This window comes from Streptomyces sp. NPDC051452, from assembly GCF_044454765.1.
In the GTDB taxonomy this organism is placed as follows: Bacteria; Actinomycetota; Actinomycetes; order Streptomycetales; family Streptomycetaceae; genus Streptomyces.
The window spans coordinates 177,119-189,426 of sequence record NZ_JBITEB010000009.1 but is presented as its reverse complement, the minus strand read 5'-3'; the positions used below and the strand labels follow the sequence as shown (position 1 = coordinate 189,426).

Here is a 12,308-nt window from a genome sequence, read left to right as displayed (position 1 = left end):
CGCGACACGACGTAGGTGTCCGCCGACGGGATGACCGCCCTCGGGGAGAGCAGGGGGCGGAAGCATCCTTGGAGGGGGCACCATGAGGTCATGAGGACGCAACCTGTACTGGTCTTCGACGGTGACTGCGGCTTCTGCACGACCTCGGTGTCCTTCGCGCAGAGGTGGATCAAACCGCGCTGCGACGTCACCTCCCGCCAGTGCGCGCGGCTGGACGCCCTGGGCGTGTCCCGGGAACGAGCGGAGTACGAGGCCCTGTGGATCACGCCCGCCGGAACGGTGTACGGAGGCGCCCAAGCCGTGGCCAAGTTGCTGTCGAGCGCCCGCGGCGGCTGGGCCGTCCTGGGAGCGGTACTGCAGCTGGCACCGATCCGGTGGGCCGCCCACGGCATCTACCGCGTCATCGCCCACAACCGCCACCGTCTCCCCGGCGGAACACCGGCCTGCGCCCTGCCCGCCGACCGAGAGTCAGTAAGGGACTGAGCCGGTGACGTGGCCTGCCGAAGCCGTTTGCAGCACCGACAGGAAGGCGTCACCGGTGCGGGAGCGCCCACTTGAGCGATCGTGCGCACGGCTCACCCGATGCTGACGACTCGCGCCCAGGGCGGCGGGGAGTCCGGGACGTAGTCCGGGTCCTTCTCGGCCGCGGCACCGCCCGGGCGGGAGAAGAGTCCCACGATGGTGCGGCAGGGCGGCTGGGCGGAGGGCCACGGTGTCTGGCCGTCCGTGAGGGCGACGATCACGTCCGGACGCGGCCTGGAGCGCAGTGCCTGGGCGAAGCCCGAACGCAGATCCGTTCCCCCGCCGCCGATGAGTTCGACGTTCTCGGCGCGGCAGAGCGGAACGACGGCCTCGGCCGCCGCGTCGCAGGAGATCACGGAGACCAGGTCACGACGTCCACCCACCGCGCGCGCGATGGCCGTCACCTCCAGCAGCGCGCTGCCCAGCTCCGCGTCGCTCACCGATCCCGAGGTGTCGATCACGACGCAGACCCGGGGTGGCGAACGGCGCAGGCTCGGTAGCAGCACCCCGGGAAGACCGGCCGAGCGCCGGGACGGACGCCGGTAGCTGTGGTCCTCCCCCACCCCGGGCGCGGCCACCGCCGAGCGGACCGCCGCGCCCAGCAACTGCCGCCAGGGCTGGGGCGGATGGAACGCCTCTTCCGCCCAGCGGCGCCACCCCTCCGGCGCGTCGCCTGGCCGGCCCTTGATGGCCTCGGCGACACGGAAGCGCACCGCGTCCCGCTGCTGCCTGCTCAGCCCGTGTGCCCCGCCCGGCCCCAGTTCCCACGGCCGGACCTGTCCGTCGGCACCACTGCCGCAGTCCAGCCAGGCCAGGTCCGAGGCGAGCCCGGACATCGACGCGGTTCGCAGGTACTCCTCCATCAGCAAGCCGTCGGGCAGCCGCAGCAGCGACGGATGCACGGTTCCCACGGGCCGGGGCAGACCGTCGCCATAGATGTCGTCGTTGATCTCGAAGTCGGCGGCGATGTTCCGCCGCAGCCGCTCGCCCGGCCCGAACTCGCCGTGCGCCCGGGCATACCGCTCGCCCCGGCCGTGATGGTCCCGGAGCAGGTGAGAGACCTCGTGCACCCAGACTCCCGCCAGTTCCTCCACCGGGGTACGCGTCACGAAGCCGGGGGAAACGTAGCAGCGCCAGTGCGCGTCCACCGCCATCGTGGGCACCGACCTGTCCTCCACCACGTGCAGGGCGAAGAGCGCGCCGGCCAGGTAGGGACGTACCTTCACCGCGTGCAGCCGGGCAGCCAGCAACTTCTCCATGTCCAACGGCCGTTCGGGCTGGTCGTCCGGGCCGCCGGAGCCGGCCGGCGGCCACGGCGGCCCGGCCCGCACCGGGCGCGGCGGCGCGGGCGGGGACATCGGGTGCGGCAAGGGCACCGTGCGTTTCGCGGCCCTCTTCACCGGCGCCGCGCGCTTCGCGGCCCGCTTCACCGGCGTACCGCCGTCGCGCGCCCGGTGCCGGCCGCCGCGGCCCGTCCCACCGAGTGGTCCGCCCGCCGGGCGAGGCCGACCACCCCGGCCAGCCGCTCCACCGCCTCCGGCACCTCCCAGTCGTCCCGCCGCACCGAGGCGAGCACCGTCGCCGGGGCGACCAGCAGGTCCGGAGCACCTGTTTCCAGGGCTCGGACCAGTACCGCCCAGCCCGCTTCCCACCGCTGCTTCGACGGCCGGGCACCGACGGCGGCCACCACCGCCTCCAGCGCGGCCTGGCGCAGGTCGCCCCGCACCGGCAACTCGGCCGAGGCGGGATCGGCCAGCAGCGACTCCGGGTCCGGCAGGTCCATCCGGTCGAGATGGGCGAGGAGTTCGAGCCCTGGGCCGTCCCCCACCGCGCCTCGCACCAGCAGCGCCAGCACCTCCCGGGAGACGCAGGACGCCGTGCCGAAGGCCAGCAGGGTCAGCGCGGCCTCCCAACTGCGGGGTGAGGGCCAGGCACCGCCGCGCCGCGTCTCGGTGTTCGGCAGCCGATGGATCAACGTCGGCCGGGCTGCCAGGAAGCCACAGACCGCGCGACGGGCGTAGGCCACCGCTTCCGGCAGCCGCTCCGGCACGATCCGGGGCAGCCGCGCCCGGGGCCAGACCCCGCCCAGGCCGCGCACCACCACCTCCCGGTCGTGCACCCAGTACAGGTGCACGAACCTGTTGGCCAGGGGCGGGCTGAGCTCCCATCCGTCCGCCGCCGACGCGCGGGGGTTGGCGGCGGCCACGACCCGTACTCCGGGCGGCAGTTGCAGTGCGCCTACCTTTCGCTCCAGGACCACGCGGAGCAGCGCGGCCTGGACGGCCGGGGTGGCGGTGGAGAGTTCGTCCAGGAAGAGCAGGCCCCGCCCGGCGCGTACGAGTTCCACGGCCCACTGCGGGGGCGCCATCGGCACCCCCCGCACCGCCGGGTCGTCGCCCACGATGGGCAGCCCGGAGAAGTCGGACGGCTCGTGGACGCTGGCGATGACGGTCGTCAGCGGCAGGTCGAGTGAGGCGGCGAGCTGCGTCAGGGCCGCGGTCTTGCCGATGCCCGGCTCACCCCAGAGCAACACGGGCAGGTCGGCCGCGACGGCCAGGGTGAGTGCGTCGAGTTGCTCGTCGGGGCGCGGCTCGGTGGTGGTCGTTCGCAGGAGTGTCAGGAGGTCGTCGGCGAGGGTGAGTTGGGTGCGGGTGCCGGACGCGTGGGCGGGTGGCGCCGGGGGCGCGTCGGCGGGCGGGGTGGGCAGGAGGGTGCTGGAGGTCATGGGCATCACCTGGGCATGGGTCGGGGGAACGGGACGGCCCGTTCCGGGTGTGGCGAGGGCGACCGCGCGAGCCGCACGGCAGGGCTGCGGGAGGGTAGGGCGGACAGGGCCGCGGGAGCGTGGGGAACCCACAGGTCAGCGGGAGAGATCGAAGACCGACAGGTCAGCGGCCAAAGGCAGAGGGTGAGGGTGAGGGTTGGCAGGTCAAGGGGTCAGGGCGGTCCGGGGCCGGCCCCGGCTGTCGCGCTTGTGGCGCATGGCGGCGGGCACACGGCGGTCGAGCCGGGGCCGTCGGGCCGTCTCCGCGTGCTCGGCGCCCGTGACGCCGCTGTTCCCGCCCGCGCCGGCAGCCGGGTGTACGGCGACGAGGCCGGAGCGGAAGAGTCCCTGGTCGACGTGGCGGGTCGCGGCCGACCGCAGCTCCTCCCGGAGGGGCCCGTCGCGCAGGACCGCACCGGGACCGAGCAACGCCTCGACCACGGCCAGCGCCCCGGCGACATCCCCATGTCCGAGCCGCTCCCGGACCGCGGGCAGGGCCTCCGGGCTGCGGTGCGCCGTGTCGATCTCCCGCAGGCAGGGGAGCGGCGGGCCGCCGAGCTCCAGCAGCAGCTGCTCCCGGCGCAGTTCGGTCGGGTCGTGATCGACCGCGGTCAGTACGCCGTCGCGGAGCGCGATCCGATGGACCTCGCCGCGGCACTCCACCCGGTGCGCGTCACCGGCCCCCGGGGCGGGGCCGGCCACCGGCGCGGTGCCGGACCCGGCCAGTGCTGCGGCGACATGGGGGTGCAGTCGATCGACCCCGATCAGTCCTTCCCGCAGCAGTTCCAGATCCGGAAGTGTGCGGGCCGCCACCTCCGGCAGCGCGGGAAGCGCCGCGATCTCCTGCGGCGGCAGCGCCTCCCGCAGGAGTCGGAACGTCGGGGCGTGGCTGTCGTCGGGCGCGACGAGTTCGAGCACGGCGCGACGGCGCGCACCGAGCCGCACGGTGAACGCGCCGCGGGTACGGCCCTCGGTCCGCAGCAGCAAATCCGCCTCGGCGGCCCATCGGTCCACCGCCCAGGATGCCGCGGGGGCGCCGGACGGACGGCACAGGTCCACAGGGAGTGGACGGCCGGAGACAGGTGACCGCGCGGATGACAGGGGAGCTGTGGTCCCACGCGCACCGCAACGCCACGCCAGTTCGCCGCTGCGGGTCCAGTCCCAGAGGTGCCGGTGCAGGTCGAGGCGGAAACGCCGGTCGGGATGCGGGTGCGGATGGTGCGGCGCGGTGCCGTCCCCGGGGCCCTCCCACACGGCGAGGGACATCCGCTGGCCGGCATCCGCCCAGGCCGGCGGTGTACGCACCACCAGCCGCAGCGGAATGTCGTCCGCGGTGCGGTACTGGGCCAGGGCGAGGGTGAGGCCTGGCCGGAGCCGGCCGTCGGGCGCGATCCTGGGCGCGTGCCACCGGAGGAGGTCCGGCGCGAGCCGACGCAGGTCTGCGCGGAGGCGGGTGACGATGTCGGTGCCGTGGCGGTTGCGCACGGCGCGAAGATCGAGGTCGACGTCGACGCGGGCGGCGGCGCAGGCCGCCGACCAGTCACCGACCGCACGTCGTGCGGTCGCGGTCTCGATCATGGAGGGAGGCACGGCGTACTCGCGGACGCGCTGCCACATCAACAGGTGGGCCGGAATCGGGTTCGCGTGGTGATGTGCCATCAGCACTCACCTTGCACGAACGATTCCCCCAATCCGTACGAGGAGAAGTTCTTCATCCCGCGCATCGTACGCACAGCGCCGACGATCTGTCCTCTGCTTATCGATCCCCCGACAAGCGGGCGGGGCAGGGGTGGGAAATGGATGTGCGCCGGCGGTGCCGTGCCGTGATCATGGACCGGACACGGAACCGCCAGCGATGAGGAAGCCCATGCCTGTGCCCACGCCTGTGCCGGCCGATCCGACAATTCTCCATCCGATGCCCGAGCAGCCCCGGGTGGTGCTGCTCAAGCCGCTCGTACGGTCCCCGCTCATCGAGGTCGGGGCTTACTCCTACTACGACGACCCGGACGACCCGACGGCCTTCGAGACCCGCAACGTGCTCTACCACTACGGGCCGGAGAAGCTGGTCATCGGCAAGTTCTGCGCGCTGGGCACGGGAGTGCGGTTCATCATGAACGGCGCGAACCACCGCATGGACGGCCCCTCGACCTTTCCCTTCCCCACCATGGGCGGCTCCTGGGCCGAGCACTTCGACCTGCTCACCGACCTGCCCAACCGCGGAGACACCGTCGTCGGCAACGACGTCTGGTTCGGACACGGCACGACGATCATGCCCGGCGTACGGATCGGGCACGGCGCGATCATCGCTTCCGGCGCCGTGGTCACCGGCGACGTACCCGACTACGGCATCGTCGGTGGCAATCCGGCCCGCCTCATCCGTACCCGCTATGACGACCGGGACATCGCCCGTCTGCTGGCGGTTGCCTGGTGGGACTGGCCGGTCGAGCACATCACCGAGCACCTTCGCATCCTCATGTCCGGCAGCGTCGCCGATCTCGAAGCCGCCGCCCCGGACACTCCGCACATCTGAGGCGCGTACGCGGCACGTCAACTGGTGACCCGGCCGGCCCTGTTCACGCCTCCAGGCGAATCCAGGTCCGGGCGAGTTCCTCGACCCAGGTGGCCGCCGCGTCGGGAGTGGACGGGGGCGCGCCCACGACGACGACTTCCGTGACGCCCGCCGTGCCGAGTGCGGGGAGGTCCCCGGGGCTGCCGTCGCTCAGCGCGACGGCGACCGTGAGCTCGCCGAACGCGCGACCGTGGCGGGCGCACTCGTCGGCGAGGACTGCGATACGCGACGGGACGTCGCCGACGGGGACGTTGAAGCCGTACCAGCCGTCGGCGAGCGTGGCCGCGCGGCGCAATGCGGCGTCGCTGTTGCCCCCGGCCACCACCGGAAGCCGACCGCCGCGCAACGGCTTCGGGTTGACCCGGATGGCGTCGAAACGGATGAACTCCCCCGCGAAGGAGGCCGGGTCCTGCGACCAGAGGGTGCGCATCGCGGCGAGGTACTCGTCGGTGCGGCGCCCGCGCGCGGCGAAGGGGACTCCGAGCGCCGCGAACTCCTCGGCGGACCAGCCGACCCCGATCCCGACGCTGAACCGCCCGGCGGAGAGCACGTCGAGTGTGGCCGCTTGTTTGGCGACCAGCACCGGGTTGTGCTCCGGCAGCAGGAGTACGCCGGTGGCGAGCTCGATCCGGCTGGTGACCGCCGCCGCGAAGGTCAGGGCGAGCAGCGGGTCCAGCCAGTCCGCGTCCGCGGGCACGGCGATCCTGCCATCGGCGGAGTAGGGGTAGCGGGAGGCAGGTGCGTCCACCAGCACCACGTGCTCACCGCACCAGAGCCTCGCGAAGCCGTGCGCCTCCGCGGCTGTGGCGACCGCACGGATCACCTCGGGACGGGCGCCGTCACCGATGCCGAGCGCGTGCAACCCCACTCGCATTGTCCACCTCCGGCGTCACCTTAAGCGCGCAGCGTGGAGCCACTCGGGCATGGCGCGCCGCGCGCGGAGGCCGCGAGGCATGTCGTCCGGACGGGCAGGATCGACGCCTCGGTGCCCCGCCCGTCAGGGCGGTATGGGCGAAACCTCGCGCTGCTTCACCCGAACGGGGTGTGGGTCTGATCGCCTCCCCACGTACTCTGCCGCCTAGGATCCGTGCGTGACCAAGGTCCCCGATGAGCTGATCAAGCTGGAGCGGTCCACCGAGGAAGAGCGCGCACGGCTCGCGGGCCTGACCGGTGGGGCGTTCGACGAGCAGCTGAGCCGCTGGCGTGATGCGTTCGAGGCGGTGCAGGCGGCCATCGCCGCGCACGCCGCAGCCACCGGGTCCAGCCCGTACGAGGTGGAGCAGGCTGTGAAGTCGGCCGTCCGGCACGCCCAGGAGGACCCTGCCGTCGAGTAACCGGCATGCGCGGAGATCGCGTGCTCCGCCTCTCGGTCGATGGCCGGTAGGCCGTTGGCCCACCGGGTCAGGGACGGGGGGCGCCGCACGGCGATCGGTCGAGTGGAGCCCGTCTGCCTCGAACGTGCTCCTGGACGGGGCCACCCCTCATTGGCGCGCAGGACGGAATGCGCGGCAGGCCGGGGCGTGCGGTGCCACGGGGCAGCCAGGATGCGCTCAGTTGTTCGACCTAACAGGAGCCGTTGACATGGAGAAGCGTGAGATTCTCACCGACCTCGACATGGCGAGCACGTCGAGTACGACCAGGTCGGTGATGAAGAAGCTGCCCGAGGTCACGTTGATCTTCTGGATCATGAAGATCGCCGCGACGACTCTGGGCGAGACGGCGGGTGACCTCTTCGCACAGACCCTGAAACTCGGTTACTTCCTCACCACGATCGCTCTGTTCGCCGTCTTCGTGGCGACCTTGGTGGTCCAGCTGCGGTCGAGGCGCTACAACCCGTTCTTCTACTGGACCGTGATCCTGTCGACCAGCATGGCCGGCACCACGATGTCCGACTTCATGAACCGCGACGCCAGCGCCAGGTACCTCTCGGGCGGGGCTACGGCCCTCGGTTGGGGCCCGCAGGGCCTCGGCCTGGGCTATCCGGTCGGCGCGGCGATCCTGGTCTCGATCCTCCTGTCGATCTTCGTCGTCTGGAAGCTGAGCGGGCTGACCTTCCAGATCCGTGACATCGTCAGCTTCCGCGGCGAGGCCATGTTCTGGGCCGCGATCCTGGTGTCCAACACTCTCGGCACGTCGATGGGGGACTTCCTGTCCGACAGCTCCGGCCTCGGCTACGCCGGGGGCGCGCTGTTGGTGACCGGGGTGCTCGTCGTGCTCGCGGTGCTGATGAAGGTGCCCGCGGTACCGAACGTGGTGCTGTTCTGGATCGCCTTCGTCCTGACTCGTCCGCTCGGTGCGACCGCGGGCGACTTCCTCACCAAACCGGTCGCCAAGGGCGGTCTGGACCTTGGCACCGCGGGTTCCTCCGCAGTGCTCCTGGCCGTGCTGTTCGGCCTGATGGCCTACGCCCACGTACGCGAGCGCAGGGGTTTCGCGGCGCCGAACGTGGGGCGGGAACAGGTCAGCCGGCGGGCAGAGTGACCGTGAATCTGGCCCCGGGCGTGTGCTCGGGGTCGTAGGAGACCTCACCGCCGACCGCACGGGCCAGACGACGTGCGAGCGGCAGCCCCAGGCCCGCGCCGTCGTGCCCATCCCCCGCGTCGGCGCGCCGCCCGGGTTGGAACAGCTCGCCGACGAACGACTCCGGCACCCCGGGGCCGTCGTCGTCGACGTGGATGTGCACGGTGCCCTGGGTGTGCCACGCGGACAGGATGATGCTGGAGCGGGCATAGCGGACGGCATTGGCGAGCAACGGGCTCACGATCCGCTCCAGGAGGGCGGGAGCGACCCCGGCGCACAGCACCGCGGCGGCGCTGTCCACGGTGACCTTGACGCGCTCCGGTGGGTCGAGGTGCTGGAGCAGGCCGTTCAGGACGGGTTCGATGTCGGCGGTGCCGGGGGCTGTCATCGGCTTGAGCGTGCCCTCACGGGTGTCGTCGAGCAGCGTGTCGCAGATCGTCCGCATCGACTGGGCGGCCTCCGCTATCACCTCATGGGCGGCATGGACCTCGTCGGCGGAGCGGTGCCGGGAGCGCAGCCAGTCCAGTTCCATGACGATCCTGGTGAGCGGCGTCCGCAGCTCGTGGGAGAGTTCCCCGGTCAGCTGTCGTTCGTGCCGCAGGACGGTCCGTATGCGGTCCAGGAGCACGTCCAACGAGGTGCCCAGCCGGGCGAGTTCGACCGGGTGGCCTTCGGTGTCGAAGCGGTCGTCGGAGCCCACGGCGCTCCACTGGGTGGCCTGGTCGGTCATCGTCCGCACCGGGCGCAGTGCCCGGCCGACGGACAGACGGGTGAGCACATAGGTGCACATGAGCATCACGCCGTCCAGGACCAGCGATCCCAGGAGCAGCGTGTCGGCGGAGCTGCGGTAGGGGCTGAGGTCCAGGGCGGTGACGATGGTGGCGCCCTGGGCGCCGGGCACGGCCAGCGAGCACAGGCGCACGGGGTCGTGCCCCTTGATGGTCGCGCAGCCTTGTCCATGCCGCGCGGCCAGCCGGTAGGCGGCCTGGGCCGGGGGGCTGCCGGCGGTGGGGGGCGGCTTCTCCAGCAGGCGTCCGTGGGCGTAGATCCACACGTTGGTGTCGAGGAGGTGGTCGTTGGCCGTCTCCACGACCCTTGTCCGGGGGCCACCGGTGTCGACGGTGGTAGCGACCGCGGCTGCCCGATTGCGCAGTTCGTCGTCCGCCTGATGCTGCAGATGCCGGTTCACCGCGACGTTGAACACCACGGTCAGGATCGTCATCAGGAGCGCGGCGGTGGTCGAAGCCACCAGGGAGAGTCTTCCGCGCAGCGTGCGCGGCACCAGGCGGCGCGAGAAAGCTCTCATGACAGACGATGTCCCACGCCGCGCACCGTGCCGATCGTCAGGCCGCTGCCCGCGTAGCGTAGCTTGCGGCGCAGCCGGGTCAGGTACTGGTCCAGGGTGTTGTCACTGACCTGTGCGCCTTCGGGCCAGCCGGACCGGGCCAGGTCGCGGCGGGGCACGATGGTGCCGTCGGCGGCGACGAGGGTGGCGAGCAGCCGGAATTCCGTCGGTGACAGGGCGATGCGCGTGCCATTCGTGGTGACGCTGTGGTGCACCGCGTCGAGGACGAGATCACCGGCCGAGGCCGGGGGTGGTACGGCCGCCCTTCTGAGTACCGCTCGCAGCCGGGCGGTGAGTTCGGCGAGGTGGAAGGGCTTGGGCAGGTAGTCGTCGGCGCCGGCGGAGAACGCGGACAGCCGGTCGCCGATCCGGTGACGGGCGGTCAGGAAGATCACGGCGCCGGGGAAGCCGTTGGCCCGCATCGCCTGGCACACGTCCCGTCCGTCCGCGTCGGGAAGGCCGACATCGAGGACCGCCGCCGAGATGTCGGCGGTGGCCAGTCGAAGTCCCGTCGCGCCGTCGGCGGCGAGGACGGGGTCGAAGCCCTCGTCGGACAGACCACGCCGCAGTACGTCCCGCAGTGCGTGGTCGTCTTCAATGATCAGGATCTTGGGGCGCATGGTCCTGCCTCCGTCCTGGTGCGGGTGCCGTGCCCGTGACGAACGATCCGGGCAGCCGGCGGGCTGTCACCCACAGGCATGTCCCGAGCCAGCCGACGGCGAACAACCACCCCCCGAGGACGTCGGTGAACCAGTGCACTCCGAGGTAGATCCGGCTCAACCCGACGAGCGCACCCCAGCATCCGATGATCAGCCGCAGCGCTGTCGCCCCGCGCGGAGCGCGCAGGGTCACGGCGGCGATCAGCAGCCCGGCGGTGATGGCGCCCGTGGTGGTGTGCCCCGAGGGGAACGCCCAGCCGGACGCGTGTGTGGCCCAGTCCGTCATTGGGGGCCGGGGGCGCCGCACCAGCTCCATGACCCCGTAGCGCAGGGCCTGACCCGCCGCGAGGCAACCTGCGAAGACCGCGGCGGCGAGCAGCCGGTGCCGGGCCGACCGCCCCACTATGAGGCCGGCCAGTACGGCGAGCGCGTAGGGGATGGCGCCGGTCCCTGTGGCGGTCACGTCACGCGCCAGGGTCACGGCCGCGTGCGGTCGGTGACCGGCCGACCATAGGAGGAGGTTGTGGTCCAGCCGCAGTGGTCTTCCGGCGCCGGTGACGAGGACCGCGGTCAGGACTCCGAACGCGCCCCATGCTCCGAGAGCGATGGTCCCGGCGACGTCGGTGACATCGCGACGGTTCATGAGGCCAGCAGCAGGGCGCCCAGGCGGACGGCCGTGAGCCGCCGCGCCACGACCTCCGACCGGTGGCGCAGCACGAGCATCGCGGTCAGCGCCACGAGCCCGCCGACGGCCGCACCGGCCAGGACATCGTGTGGGTAGTGTGCGCCGACCCACACCCTGGAGACGCCCATGGCGAGCGCGGCCACGACAGCGACCGCACCCAGCCGACGTGAGACGAACACCAGCGCCACGGCGGCGGCGACCGCGAGGGCCGCGTGATTGCTGGGGAACGACCAGTCACCGGGCGCCGGACACGCTTCCAGCGTCCGCACGTGCAGGCTCTGGCACGGCCGGTCCTCGCGCACGATCGATTTGACGCCCATGTCCACGCCGTACGCGACGATCACGACGACCGGCACCGCCAGCGCCGTCACCGCGTGCGCGGCGCCCGTCCGGCGGGCCCGCCACCAGCCGATGACCATGAGGACGGCGAACACCGCGAGTCCGTACGTCGACCAGAGCGACACCATGTCGTCCAGCCAGCCGGGCGCGTTCTGGGCCCGGCTCACCACGTCCTCGTACACGGACCCGTCGATGGAGGAACCGTCGAAGGCGATGATCACTGCTGGGTCCCCCTCGCCTTGGCACCTCGCCGGCCGCGCAGGACCTCGGCCAGCAGGGGGATCAGCGAGACGACGACGATGAGGGCGATCAGCGGCAGCAGGTACCGGTCGACGTTCGGGATCGAGGAGCCCAGTGCGTACCCCGCGAGGGTGACGCCGACACTCCAGACGAGGCCGCCGACCACCTGCCAGAGCGTAAAGGTGCGTACGGGCACTTCCAGCACTCCGGCCAGCGGGTTGAGAACCGTGCGCACCACCGGGATGAACCGGGCCAGCACGATCGCCTTCGCGTACCCGTAGCGCTCCAGGAGCTCCTCCGCGCGCTTCGCGCCCTCGTGCAGCCGCTGCGAACGACTGCGGGCGAGCAGCGCTCCGCCGCCCCGCCGACCGATCAGGTAGCCGCACTGCGCCCCGGCCAGCGCACCGACGACCGCGGCGGCGAGCAGTGGCACGAGCGAGAGGTGCACCGCTCTGTCCGCTGTGTTCGTGCACAGCAGACCCGCCGTGAACAGCAGGGAGTCGCCCGGCAGGAAGAAGCCGACGAGCAGGCCCGTCTCGGCGAACAGCACCACGCCGACGCCCAGCACGCCGAAGGCGCTCAGCAGGGACTGGGCGTCGAGCACGTTCACGGCGAGTTGCGAGGCCAGGTGGAGCGGTGCGGTCATTCGGTGGGGACCCTTTCCG

General features: G+C 72.1%; 13 protein-coding genes. 4 read left to right on the top strand and 9 right to left on the bottom strand.

Annotated elements, in window-relative coordinates; genetic code table 11:
• Positions 1-90 precede the first annotated feature (90 nt).
• Positions 91-483 (top strand): thiol-disulfide oxidoreductase DCC family protein, encoded by a 393-nt coding sequence (locus ACIBA9_RS22095; RefSeq protein WP_399365370.1) that lies wholly within the window; start codon positions 91-93, stop codon positions 481-483.
• Positions 484-575: 92 nt separating this feature from the next.
• Here the strand turns inward: ACIBA9_RS22095 and ACIBA9_RS22090 are convergent, their stop codons facing one another.
• From ACIBA9_RS22090 to ACIBA9_RS22080, 3 genes are all read right to left on the bottom strand, one after another.
• Positions 576-1,781, bottom strand: a complete 1,206-nt coding sequence (locus tag ACIBA9_RS22090; RefSeq protein ID WP_399365585.1) for a VWA-like domain-containing protein — start codon at positions 1,779-1,781, stop codon at positions 576-578.
• A 167-nt stretch (positions 1,782-1,948) separates the two neighbouring features.
• Positions 1,949-3,247 carry an AAA family ATPase gene (locus tag ACIBA9_RS22085; RefSeq protein ID WP_399365368.1) on the bottom strand — a complete coding sequence of 433 codons (1,299 nt, stop codon included), beginning with the start codon at positions 3,245-3,247 and terminating at the stop codon, positions 1,949-1,951.
• 204 nt (positions 3,248-3,451) lie between these two features.
• Positions 3,452-4,945 carry a hypothetical protein gene (locus tag ACIBA9_RS22080; RefSeq protein WP_399365366.1) on the bottom strand — a complete coding sequence of 498 codons (1,494 nt, stop codon included), beginning with the start codon at positions 4,943-4,945 and terminating at the stop codon, positions 3,452-3,454.
• 208 nt (positions 4,946-5,153) lie between these two features.
• Here ACIBA9_RS22080 and ACIBA9_RS22075 point away from each other — a divergent pair, with 208 nt between their 5' ends.
• On the top strand, positions 5,154-5,816 hold the full coding sequence (locus ACIBA9_RS22075; protein WP_399365364.1) for a CatB-related O-acetyltransferase: 663 nt from the start codon (positions 5,154-5,156) through the stop codon (positions 5,814-5,816).
• 43 nt (positions 5,817-5,859) lie between these two features.
• On the opposite strand, the gene ACIBA9_RS22070 is transcribed toward ACIBA9_RS22075, so the two are convergent.
• Positions 5,860-6,729 carry an LLM class F420-dependent oxidoreductase gene (locus ACIBA9_RS22070; RefSeq protein ID WP_399365362.1) on the bottom strand — a complete coding sequence of 290 codons (870 nt, stop codon included), beginning with the start codon at positions 6,727-6,729 and terminating at the stop codon, positions 5,860-5,862.
• Positions 6,730-6,946: 217 nt separating this feature from the next.
• Between ACIBA9_RS22070 and ACIBA9_RS22065 the strand changes: the two genes are divergently transcribed.
• Both ACIBA9_RS22065 and ACIBA9_RS22060 read left to right on the top strand, forming a co-directional pair.
• Positions 6,947-7,189: a hypothetical protein gene (locus ACIBA9_RS22065; RefSeq protein WP_399365360.1), complete on the top strand. Its 243-nt coding sequence runs from the start codon at positions 6,947-6,949 to the stop codon at positions 7,187-7,189.
• A 247-nt stretch (positions 7,190-7,436) separates the two neighbouring features.
• Positions 7,437-8,336, top strand: coding sequence for a hypothetical protein (locus tag ACIBA9_RS22060; RefSeq protein WP_399365358.1), 900 nt, complete (start codon positions 7,437-7,439; stop codon positions 8,334-8,336).
• On the opposite strand, the gene ACIBA9_RS22055 is transcribed toward ACIBA9_RS22060, so the two are convergent.
• From ACIBA9_RS22055 to ACIBA9_RS22035, 5 genes are read right to left on the bottom strand one after another with little or no spacing between them, the layout of a single operon-like run.
• On the bottom strand, positions 8,317-9,681 hold the full coding sequence (locus ACIBA9_RS22055) for a sensor histidine kinase (protein ID WP_399365356.1): 1,365 nt from the start codon (positions 9,679-9,681) through the stop codon (positions 8,317-8,319). The two genes, ACIBA9_RS22060 and ACIBA9_RS22055, sit on opposite strands and share 20 nt — an antisense overlap.
• Positions 9,678-10,340 (bottom strand): response regulator transcription factor, encoded by a 663-nt coding sequence (locus ACIBA9_RS22050; protein ID WP_399365354.1) that lies wholly within the window; start codon positions 10,338-10,340, stop codon positions 9,678-9,680. Before ACIBA9_RS22050 ends, ACIBA9_RS22055 begins: the two co-directional genes overlap by 4 nt.
• The gene (locus ACIBA9_RS22045) at positions 10,315-11,022 is read right to left on the bottom strand and encodes a phosphatase PAP2 family protein (protein WP_399365352.1); all 708 of its coding nucleotides are present in this window, start codon (positions 11,020-11,022) and stop codon (positions 10,315-10,317) included. Before ACIBA9_RS22045 ends, ACIBA9_RS22050 begins: the two co-directional genes overlap by 26 nt.
• Positions 11,019-11,624, bottom strand: a complete 606-nt coding sequence (locus ACIBA9_RS22040) for a phosphatase PAP2 family protein (protein ID WP_399365350.1) — start codon at positions 11,622-11,624, stop codon at positions 11,019-11,021. The genes ACIBA9_RS22045 and ACIBA9_RS22040 overlap by 4 nt, the downstream gene beginning before the upstream one ends.
• On the bottom strand, positions 11,621-12,289 hold the full coding sequence (locus ACIBA9_RS22035) for a DedA family protein (protein WP_399365348.1): 669 nt from the start codon (positions 12,287-12,289) through the stop codon (positions 11,621-11,623). Before ACIBA9_RS22035 ends, ACIBA9_RS22040 begins: the two co-directional genes overlap by 4 nt.
• Positions 12,290-12,308 lie beyond the last annotated feature (19 nt).

Bases quoted from the DNA above. Each gene is read 5' to 3' on its own strand.
- ACIBA9_RS22080 (WP_399365366.1), bottom strand. From the start codon at position 4,945: ATGGCACATCACCACGCGAACCCGATTCCGGCCCACCTGTTGATGTGG.
- ACIBA9_RS22085 (WP_399365368.1), bottom strand. From the start codon at position 3,247: ATGACCTCCAGCACCCTCCTGCCCACCCCGCCCGCCGACGCGCCCCCG.
- ACIBA9_RS22095 (WP_399365370.1), top strand. From the start codon at position 91: ATGAGGACGCAACCTGTACTGGTCTTCGACGGTGACTGCGGCTTCTGC.
- ACIBA9_RS22060 (WP_399365358.1), top strand. From the start codon at position 7,437: ATGGAGAAGCGTGAGATTCTCACCGACCTCGACATGGCGAGCACGTCG.
- ACIBA9_RS22090 (WP_399365585.1), bottom strand. From the start codon at position 1,781: ATGGAGAAGTTGCTGGCTGCCCGGCTGCACGCGGTGAAGGTACGTCCC.
- ACIBA9_RS22070 (WP_399365362.1), bottom strand. From the start codon at position 6,729: ATGCGAGTGGGGTTGCACGCGCTCGGCATCGGTGACGGCGCCCGTCCC.
- ACIBA9_RS22055 (WP_399365356.1), bottom strand. From the start codon at position 9,681: ATGAGAGCTTTCTCGCGCCGCCTGGTGCCGCGCACGCTGCGCGGAAGA.
- ACIBA9_RS22075 (WP_399365364.1), top strand. From the start codon at position 5,154: ATGCCTGTGCCCACGCCTGTGCCGGCCGATCCGACAATTCTCCATCCG.
- ACIBA9_RS22035 (WP_399365348.1), bottom strand. From the start codon at position 12,289: ATGACCGCACCGCTCCACCTGGCCTCGCAACTCGCCGTGAACGTGCTC.
- ACIBA9_RS22050 (WP_399365354.1), bottom strand. From the start codon at position 10,340: ATGCGCCCCAAGATCCTGATCATTGAAGACGACCACGCACTGCGGGAC.
- ACIBA9_RS22045 (WP_399365352.1), bottom strand. From the start codon at position 11,022: ATGAACCGTCGCGATGTCACCGACGTCGCCGGGACCATCGCTCTCGGA.